Origin of the sequence: Streptomyces sp. NRRL WC-3549, assembly GCF_000721935.1 — a bacterium.
In the GTDB taxonomy this organism is placed as follows: domain Bacteria; phylum Actinomycetota; class Actinomycetes; order Streptomycetales; family Streptomycetaceae; genus Streptomyces.
The window spans coordinates 156012-156496 of the sequence record NZ_KL585387.1; the positions used below are offsets into that span (position 1 = coordinate 156012).

General features: G+C 74.2%; 1 pseudogene. It reads right to left on the reverse strand.

The features are described 5' to 3' along the window. A pseudogene (locus IH13_RS0106080) lies at window positions 1–464 on the reverse strand (NAD(P)-binding domain-containing protein); the annotation flags it as partial. Window positions 465–485 lie beyond the last annotated feature (21 nt).

Consider the following 485-nt stretch of genomic DNA (forward strand, 5'->3'; position numbering starts at 1 on the left):
GGCAGCCGCCGGACCAGGACGGCGGTGGCCTGCGCCGGCCAGCCCGCCGTGGAGCGGCGCACGATGTGCGGGGGCGTGCGGACCGCGATCCGTACCCGGGCGGCGCCGCCCTCGACCAGGTCCACGGCGATCTCGGCCCCGGTGTTGCCGATCCCGGCCACCAGTACGTCCTTGCCCGCGTACGGGCCGGGCTCCCGGTACCGCGCGGCGTGCAGCAGCGTGCCGGTGAACCCCTCGCGCCCGGGCCACCGAGGGATGCGGGGGGTGTGGTTGAAGCCGGTCGCCACGACCACCGCGCGGCCGGTCAGCACCCGTCCTCCGGTGGCGTTCAGGCGCCAGCCCGTCCCGTCGTCGGCCCGCTCTATCCGGGACACCTCGACGCCGGTCACGACCTCCAGCTCGTGGTGGTCGGCGTACTTCTCCAGGTAGCGCACCACGTCCGCGCGCGAGACCCACCGGCCGAACTCTGTCTCTTATACACATCT